The 8,146-nt window shown below is 42.3% G+C and carries 7 protein-coding genes and 1 tRNA gene; 6 read left to right on the top strand and 2 right to left on the bottom strand.

Annotation, left to right across the window (positions count from 1 at the left end; translation table 11 throughout):
• From WBM98_RS13315 to WBM98_RS13305, 3 genes are all read left to right on the top strand, one after another.
• On the top strand, window positions 1-771 hold a 771-nt coding region (locus WBM98_RS13315), incomplete at its 5' end, for a copper homeostasis protein CutC (protein ID WP_424366509.1).
• A 57-nt stretch (window positions 772-828) separates the two neighbouring features.
• A complete protein-coding gene (locus WBM98_RS13310) occupies window positions 829-2,058 on the top strand; it encodes a metallophosphoesterase (protein ID WP_424366508.1) in 1,230 nt (409 codons plus the stop codon).
• A gap of 92 nt (window positions 2,059-2,150) precedes the next feature.
• On the top strand, window positions 2,151-2,447 hold the full coding sequence (locus tag WBM98_RS13305; RefSeq protein WP_109651210.1) for a thioredoxin family protein: 297 nt from the start codon (window positions 2,151-2,153) through the stop codon (window positions 2,445-2,447).
• A gap of 126 nt (window positions 2,448-2,573) precedes the next feature.
• Here WBM98_RS13305 and WBM98_RS13300 read toward each other — a convergent pair whose 3' ends face one another.
• On the bottom strand, window positions 2,574-5,936 hold the full coding sequence (locus WBM98_RS13300) for a DUF2723 domain-containing protein (RefSeq protein WP_424366507.1): 3,363 nt from the start codon (window positions 5,934-5,936) through the stop codon (window positions 2,574-2,576).
• A 204-nt stretch (window positions 5,937-6,140) separates the two neighbouring features.
• Here WBM98_RS13300 and WBM98_RS13295 point away from each other — a divergent pair.
• Window positions 6,141-6,212: transfer RNA gene (locus WBM98_RS13295), tRNA-Gln, on the top strand.
• Between the two features lie 423 nt (window positions 6,213-6,635).
• Here WBM98_RS13295 and WBM98_RS13290 read toward each other — a convergent pair.
• On the bottom strand, window positions 6,636-6,929 hold the full coding sequence (locus tag WBM98_RS13290; protein ID WP_424366506.1) for a hypothetical protein: 294 nt from the start codon (window positions 6,927-6,929) through the stop codon (window positions 6,636-6,638).
• Window positions 6,930-7,118: 189 nt separating this feature from the next.
• Between WBM98_RS13290 and rimP the strand changes: the two genes are divergently transcribed.
• Both rimP and WBM98_RS13280 read left to right on the top strand, forming a co-directional pair.
• Window positions 7,119-7,580, top strand: coding sequence for a ribosome assembly cofactor RimP (gene rimP, locus WBM98_RS13285; RefSeq protein ID WP_424366510.1), 462 nt, complete (start codon window positions 7,119-7,121; stop codon window positions 7,578-7,580).
• A gap of 10 nt (window positions 7,581-7,590) precedes the next feature.
• Window positions 7,591-8,146: NusA N-terminal domain-containing protein (locus tag WBM98_RS13280; protein WP_424366505.1), on the top strand; the 556-nt coding region annotated here is incomplete at its 3' end.

Genomic DNA, 8,146 nt, shown 5'->3' with positions numbered 1-8,146 from the left:
TTTCATCAGCGGGTGTTACTTAATTTTAGGGTGTTAAATATAAGCAATATGTTAGTAGAAGTTTGTGCCAATTCATTGGAATCTGCCCTGAATGCCGAAAAAGCCGGAGCTGATAGGATTGAGCTGTGCTCTGAATTGGCCGTTGGTGGTATTACCCCTTCCTACGGACTTTTGAAGGCTATAAAGGCGAACATAAAGATTCCTGTTCATGTCCTTGTGCGTCCTCGAAGTGGGGATTTTTCCTATACCGATGGGGAGTTCGATATTATGTTAAGGAATATTGCGCTTTGTATTGAGTTGGGTTTCGATGGTATTGTTTCGGGGGTGTTGCACAAAGATTTAACGTTGGATGTTGCACGCACCAAAAAATTGGCGGAAGCTTCCAAGGAGTTGAAATTCACCTTTCATAGAGCCTTTGATTGGGTATTGGATCCCATGGACACATTGAAACAACTGGAAAATTTGGGGGTGGATTATATCCTTTCATCCGGCCAGCAAAAAACAGCTTTGAAAGGAATTGGGTTATTATCGGTATTGAACGAACAAGCAACCACCTGCACTATTATGCCAGGAAGTGGTATACATCCCGATACTGTTTCTCAATTTAAGGCAAGTGGATTTAAGGCAGTACATTTATCGGGAACGGTTTACGAACAACGATTGAACGCTACCCCGCCTATTTCGATGAACACACCTTCCTTCTTGCGGGATGAGGGTGTTTTTGTCTCGAATGTGGAGGTCCTGAGAAACGTACTGAAGGAAGTTAAATAAACTGTAAATGGCATGAACAACATGCTGTAAAGAAATACCTTTGTTAAAAACCCCACTATGCTGCGTTGGATAATTTTTATCGCTATTTATACGGCCCTTGGTTTCTATGTCTTACAGGCCCTTAGAACCGTGACCAGGTACCCTTGGGTGTACTTTACCTATATCGGTATTGCTTTGATCATATTATTCAATTTCGTCTATCAATTTACGTGGGGCGAGGATGCCGGAAGGGTCTTGAGCCGGCCCAAGAGTTATGCCTTTGGGTTTTTGTTGACCATTATTACCTTCAATATCATTACGGTGATCTTCCTTTTTTCCGAAGACCTTTTTCGCTTTTTAAGCGGCAGCTATCACAAGTTGTTCGGAGGCAGTAAGGAGTTCAGTTTCCCCGAACGTAGACGGTTCTTGAGCATGATAGCCATGGGCATTGCCGCGATACCCTTTGGGGCCTTGCTTTATGGGATGTATCGAGGTAAGTATAATTTCAAGGTTCTTAAATATCAATTGGAGTTCGATGATCTACCTGCCGCTTTTGACGGTTTTCAGATTACGCAGATTTCCGATGTGCATAGTGGTAGTTTCGATAACCGCAAGAAGATAGAATATGCCATCGATTTGGTGAACAAACAAGAGAGTAATGTTATTTTATTTACGGGTGATCTGGTGAATAATAAAGCCGAGGAAATGTTGCCTTGGAAAGATACCTTTGCAAAATTGAAGGCCAAGGAAGGTAAATTCTCTATTTTGGGCAACCACGATTATGGGGATTATGTGACATGGGATACCGAGGAATTGAAAAACGAAAACCTTGAAACGTTAAAAAACCTTCAGCGTGAGATCGGTTTTGATCTTTTGTTGAATGAAAGTAGGTATTTTCAAAAAGGAGCGGACAGGATTGCCCTGGTCGGCGTTGAGAATTGGGGTAGGGGTGGATTTAAAAAGGCGGGAGATCTTTCCAAGGCTACGGAAACCATATCCAAGGATGATTTCAAGATTTTGATGAGCCATGATCCATCGCATTGGGAAGATGTGGTCATTCACGACGATTATCATTATCATCTTACCTTAAGCGGCCATACCCACGGGATGCAGTTTGGTATAGAAATCCCGGGATGGGTAAAATGGAGCCCAGTAAAATGGCGTTATAAATATTGGGCGGGCATTTATCAGGAAATGGGTCAGTTCATCAATGTAAATCGTGGTTTCGGCTTTTTGGGTTATCCCGGGAGGGTAGGTATTTGGCCCGAGATTTCGGTGATTACCTTAAAGAAAAAGTCGTTAACATGATTTTAACTTCAAGAATAGGCTACAAAAGTGTAGCAAAAAGCGGTTTTTTAACATTTTTTCTTACATTTGGATTGTAACCGAAACAACTCTATATGTCTAAGTTTGGTGAACTGATAGATTTACACGTTCCCGTTTTGTTGGATTTCTATGCAGAATGGAACGAACAATCAACCGCAATGCATCCTGTACTTCGGGATGTTGCCGCCGCCCTGGGTGATAAAGGCAAGGTCATTAAGATCGATGTGGACAAGAATAAGGAACTATCCCAAGCCCTTCGCGTCAAAGGATTGCCTACCCTGATGATCTACAAAAAGGGTGAAATGGTTTGGCGCCAGAGTGGGGAACAGGATGCCAACACACTTATCGGTATTCTTAATGAGTACGTATAATCGCTTATCTATCCTTTTTAAACGGAGAATCCACGAAGCATAAAATTAAATGCTTGGCCATGCCAAAGCCAAACGCACGTCGTTTTGGTAAGGCAGTGCAAGGATAATGGAAGGTGTTAAAAACGCTTAATTCCCATCCGGCCCCAAAACAGAATCCAATTCTTTTTCAGTTTCATCCGTTTCGGTATTATCGACCGCAATGGTATCAGTAATATCCGGATTGGTCTCCATGACCGGTTCTTGCGCCGGAATCTCATCTTTATAGAAATGGCTGAATTTATCAATGTATTCGTTAAAGATCAAGGTTTCCTTTTCGGCCATTTCCCGGTCATTGTTCTCAATAAGTACATCGATCAACCTACGGTATGATTCCATGTCCGATATGATGTCATCGATTTTGTCGTACTGTTGATCTAAAGGAATTCCTTCGTAGTACTCCAATCGCTCTTGATAGATTTTCTTCAACTCGGAGTATAGTTCATGGGCCTTACTGGTTTCCCCAACCTTATAATATCCATCAATAAAAGGCAATACAAAATGGTAATATCCAAAATAAGCAACCGGCATTTTCTCCATCGCCAAGTTGATGATGTCCTTGGCCTTATCGATCTTGTTTTCTTGGATCAACTTTTCCATTAAGCGTGCCAAATTACTTCGGTATGAAATACCTTGAACCCTTGTCTGGGGGTCATGGTAAATGTCCGGACTGCCAGAATTGCCCCAATCCCATTTTGTGACGATATCGTACATCAGTTCTGTATCTATCCTGCCCATGTCAAAGGAATTGCTGCGTTCTGTTTTTATAGGCACCAGTTTATAGGCCATGCCATCCAATTGCAGATAGTCTTTCATCCAAATGAATTCAGCATCGTCAAAGCTTCCACCTGAGAAATAGAGTGGTCGTTTCCAATCGTTATTGGCGACAATATCCAACATCATCATACTTTTTTTGGTAATGGCCCCAGGGAGGTCAATATCGATATAATCGACGATCAAAGCAGAATCCTTTGCCTTGACCAGGCCACTTTCCAGCACATTTTTTTTATAGACAGGAATGCGTATTTTCTGGGTCGGATAATATACCAGGTTTTGTGTATTCTCGGGATATTCATCGACATCAACATCCTGATTTTCCAAGAAAAACTTGAACTTCGTCTGGGGTTTATCGCTATCGATCCAGTCTATAAAATCCTTGACGTCCCATCGGCTTTTGGAAACTTCACGACTGAACAATGGATCGACATTTTGAAAGTACAGCACGTCCCTGGATCCCCAACGATATTTATCATGGGAAATTTGGGAAGGTATCGGATCACTGGTGTAGGCCTTGCGTTTCATCTGGTCAACATACCAGTCGGTCTCGAAGAGGCTGGTACATACGATACGGACATCAGTTCTATAATTTTCGATTTCCTGGGCATACCATAAGGGAAACGTGTCATTGTCCCCAATGGTAAAGAGAATGGCCCCTGCATCTTTTTGGCAGGAATCCAAATAGGATTTTGCCGAGGATTCGGCCGTATATCGATTAGAACGGTCATGATCATCCCAGTTTTGCACGGCCATTACCGTTGGTACCGCCAGTAAGCAGACTAGGGTCACTGCCGGCGCCAAAATCTTGGGACTGAACCACTTTTTAAATTCATCGAACAGGCCATAGACCCCTAGTCCTATCCATAAGGCAAAAACATAGAAGGACCCCACAAGGGAATAATCCCTTTCACGTGGTTGAAATATATACGGATTCGTATAAAACTGGATGGCGAGGCCCGTGAACAAAAAGAAAACGAACAAGACCCAAAACTGTTTTGGGTTTTTCGATACCTGGAATAAGATTCCGATAATACCTAGAATCAAAGGCAAAAAGAAATAGGTGTTCCTGGCTTTGTTGTCCTTGATGTCACTTGGCAAATTCTTTTGGCTGCCGTGAAAAGCACTGTCAATGATCGGGATGCCCGATAACCATTTTCCGTTTTCATCATAACGGCCTTGTACGTCGTTGTTCTTACCTACATAATTCCACATAAAATACCGCCAGTACATATAGCCGAATTGAAACTCGAACATATATTTGACATTCTGCCATACCGTGGGGGGTTGTACTTCAAGATACTCATCGAATCGCTTTAAAAAGCTGATGTATTGTTCGGTATCGATCTCCCCATTGGCATAACCCGTTTTGACTTGGGTTATCGCTTGCCGAAGCTCTTCATTGGGTTGTTTCATTTTAAAATCCAAAGGACCAAAATAACGCATGTAGTTTTCGGCATGTTGGCCACTCCACATTCGGGGCAAAATGCCTTTATGTTTTTCATTGGAGTCTTGGGCTGCATTCTTATAGTAGTTTACGATAACATACTTGCCAAGTTCATAGTCTTTTTCGTATTTGGGTTTGTCGTCAATTTCCTTTCCGGCAGGCGCGAAAACATCGGAGTAATAGGCCCCATAAACCGGACTGTCTACGCCCGGATATTGCTCCCGGTTGTAATAGGCCAATAAGGACCTTGCGTCCGACGGATTATTCTCATTGATCACCACATTGGCATTGGCCCGGATCGGTAATAGTAACCAAGTAGAGAAACCAAAGAACAAGAACATGATGGATAGCACAATGGTATTGGCCGTACGGAAGTCATTTTTACGCGTATATCGCAATCCAAAATAAAAGGCGGCTATAAACAAGAACCCCATAATCAAGGAACCGGAATTGAAGGGCAATCCTATGCTATTGACAAAATAGACCTCGGCCCACCCAAAGAGTTTGAGCACGTACGTCAGGGAAAATTTGTAGACCAACATCAGAACGGCAATGACCAAAACATTGGCCAACAGGAAATTCTTAACTGTGGTGTTTTTATATTTTTTGAAATAATACAACAGGCCAATGGACGGTATTGCCAAAAAGCCCATAAACTGTATCCCGAAGGTCAATCCTACGACAAACGCAATGAGAATAAGCCAGCGGTTGCCCCGAGGGGTGTCTAGATGATCCGTCCATTTTAGCCCCAACCACAGCAACAGGGCCATGATAAAACTTGCACTGGCATACACTTCGGTCTCTACGGCATTGAACCAAAAACTGTCTGAGAAGGTAAACGCCAAAGCACCAACAAGCCCACTGCCCAATACCGCAATGGATTTGCTGTTGGTCAACAGCTCTTCCTCGCCTATCAGTTTTCTCGTAAGATTCGTAATGGTCCAAAACGTAAAAAGAATGGTAAATGCACTGCTGACCCCAGATACATAATTCACCATACGGGCAATTTGATCTGGCTCTAAGGCGAACATGGCAAAAAAGGCACCTATCATTTGTAATAAAGGGGCTCCAGGTGGGTGCCCGACCTGTAATTTGGCGGAGGTGGCGATGTACTCCCCGGCATCCCAAAAACTACTAGTGGGTTCGACGGTAATGCTATATGTGATTAGGGCTATAAAGAAGACGACCCATCCGAGTAGGGTGTCCCATTTTTCGAAGTTCTTTGAAAACATGTAATACGTGATTTTACCTTGTGGGCGAATTTAGTAATTAATATAGATATGCCCCCACAATTTTGATAAACCTTTAACAACAGCGGTACCTGCTGTTTTTTATAGGATTGTTTTTAAAAATGTTTGTGCAAACCAAACTTTGTCTTAAATTTGCACGCTCTAATGATGAAATAATCAACTGATTTTTCCCGTTGGATGAGGTATTGGCCTATGGTGTAATTGGCAACACAGCTGGTTTTGGTCCAGTCGTTCTAGGTTCGAGTCCTAGTAGGCCAACGAATGGTACTTTAATCCCGATGTTCTTTTTCGAGCATCGGGATTTCTTTTTGTGCAAAAAGCTAGGACGAGAAGTTTATCCTGAGCGTAGCCGAAGGGAGTCCTAGTAGGCCAACGAATGATACTTTAATCCCGATGTTCTTTTTTGAGCATCGGGATTTCTTTTTGTGCATAAAGCTAGGACGAGAAGCCCGCCCGGATGAACCATCCGGTACAGACGGGTTTATGCTGAGCGCCCGCCTGCCTTGGGCACGGTTGTCGATATGCTCGACACAGAATTCCATTCCTATTTTTAATCCAAAAAAATCGAGTAAGAAGACTGGGATCTAGAACTAATCTTTTTCAAGATTTGTTCCTTCCGAAGCGTTATCATCACGCAACCTTTCTTTTAATGGTTCCACTGCTTCGGGGATCTCCAAACTTTCATTTTTGGCCTGTAGGGCATCTTCCCATTTTCTTGCCTTCCTTTATCATGCCCCAGGTCATTATCAGGCTTGTTGCGATGATGACGAATAATAAAATACCCGACTCAAAAGTGGCAACCTGTGCTTCTTGTGGAATAGCATAAAACAATAATACCGTGATCAACCCACGGGGGGCAATAAACAATTGGGGAATAATATCGTTTCCGAAAAAGGTACGTAGCAAAACAAAACGAATACCATAGATAGAGATGATAATCAAAATACTTACTAAAGCGACGCTAAAACTGAACAAAGAGGAAAGTACAATGGTAAGGCCATAATTAGCATTTAAATATCGCTTTCGGTGTGTTGTATTGTTTCTATACGAGATCTTGAAAATAAGCTTGTTGTAGATTATAAAATGTTGTATATTTGCATCACTGAAAGGATATTTAGGTATTCATGAGGGGACAATTTGTCCCCTCTTTTGTTACTGAAAGTTATGTTGAAGGATAAGGTTAAGTCGCTTTTGAACGAGGCATTGGCACAGGATGAATCACTTTTTTTAATCGATTTTACCGTAGGTGCCGATAATAGCATTCACGTGGTATTGGATGGTGACCATGGTGTCAGTGTTGAGGATTGTATAAAAGTGAGTCGGGCGATCGAGCATAACCTCGATAGGGATGAAGAAGATTTTTCATTGACCGTCACCTCCTCGGGAGCTGGGTCACCCATGATAAATCCCCGCCAATATAAAAAGAATATCGGTAGAAAGGTAAAGGTACAGACCCCTGAAGCTATTTTTGAGGGAAACCTTGTAGACACCAACGAACAGTGTATCGTGTTGGAATGGAAGGCACGGGAACCCAAACCCATAGGAAAAGGGAAAACCACGGTTCAGAAAAAAAAGGAAATTTTATTTTCTGAAATTAAGGAAGCAAAAGTTATTTTAAAATATTAATAGTGTACAAATGGAAAATATTGCGCTGATTGAATCTTTTTCGGAATTTAAAGATGATAAATTCATTGACAGGGTAACGTTAATGGCGATTTTGGAGGATGTTTTTAGGAACGCGCTTAAAAAGAAATTTGGTTCCGATGATAATTTTGACATCATCATCAACCCAGACAAAGGGGATTTGGAAATTTGGAGAAACCGTATTGTTGTTGAAGATGGGCAGGTCGAGGAACCCAATGAAGAGATTTCACTGTCTGAGGCGCGTAAGATCGAGCCCGATTTTGAGGTGGGAGAGGATGTGTCCGAGGAGGTGAAATTGATCAATTTGGGAAGAAGGGCGATTTTGGCGTTGCGCCAAAACCTCATCTCGAAGATCCATGAGCATGACAACACAACCATTTATAAGCAGTTTAAAGACTTGGAAGGGGAGATTTACACCGCCGAGGTGCATCACATAAGACATAAGGCGATAATTTTATTGGATGATGAGGGAAATGAGATTATCTTGCCTAAAGATAGACAGATTCCGTCGGACTTCTTTAGAAAAGGGGACAATGTAAGGGGGGTCA

The organism is Maribacter sp. (assembly GCF_049667165.1).
Taxonomy (GTDB): Bacteria; Bacteroidota; Bacteroidia; order Flavobacteriales; family Flavobacteriaceae; genus Maribacter_A.
The sequence above is the reverse complement of the archived record's forward strand: the minus strand, read 5'-3'. Positions and strand labels throughout refer to the sequence as shown.

Excerpts from the sequence above, each read along its gene's own strand:
- rimP (WP_424366510.1), top strand. The coding sequence starts at position 7,119 with ATGTTGAAGGATAAGGTTAAGTCGCTTTTGAACGAGGCATTGGCACAG.
- WBM98_RS13300 (WP_424366507.1), bottom strand. The coding sequence starts at position 5,936 with ATGTTTTCAAAGAACTTCGAAAAATGGGACACCCTACTCGGATGGGTC.
- WBM98_RS13305 (WP_109651210.1), top strand. The coding sequence starts at position 2,151 with ATGTCTAAGTTTGGTGAACTGATAGATTTACACGTTCCCGTTTTGTTG.
- WBM98_RS13310 (WP_424366508.1), top strand. The coding sequence starts at position 829 with ATGCTGCGTTGGATAATTTTTATCGCTATTTATACGGCCCTTGGTTTC.